At 69.4% G+C, this 255-nt stretch carries 1 pseudogene; it reads left to right on the top strand.

The features are described 5' to 3' along the window. Positions 1–255, top strand: a pseudogene (locus JNB89_RS30915) (hemagluttinin domain protein); the annotation flags it as partial.

Here is a 255-nt window from a genome sequence, read left to right as displayed (position 1 = left end):
CAACGGGCACAGACGCGGTGGCGATCGGCGGCAACGCCCAAGCAACGGCGGCTAATTCGGTGGCGCTGGGTTCTGGCTCGACGACGACGGCGGATCTGAGCGCGGCAGCATACAACCCGGGCAGCGGAACGCTGTCGGGTGCTGCTTCGGCGGCGAACGGCGAAGTGTCGGTGGGCTCGGCGGGTGCAGAGCGTCGCATCACGAACGTGGCAGCCGGCTCGGCGGCGACTGACGCGGTGAACGTGAGCCAGTTGC

The organism is Paraburkholderia phenoliruptrix, from assembly GCF_019511605.1.
Taxonomy (GTDB): Bacteria; Pseudomonadota; Gammaproteobacteria; order Burkholderiales; family Burkholderiaceae; genus Paraburkholderia; species Paraburkholderia phenoliruptrix_A.
This window is presented reverse-complemented; position numbering and strand designations above follow the sequence as displayed.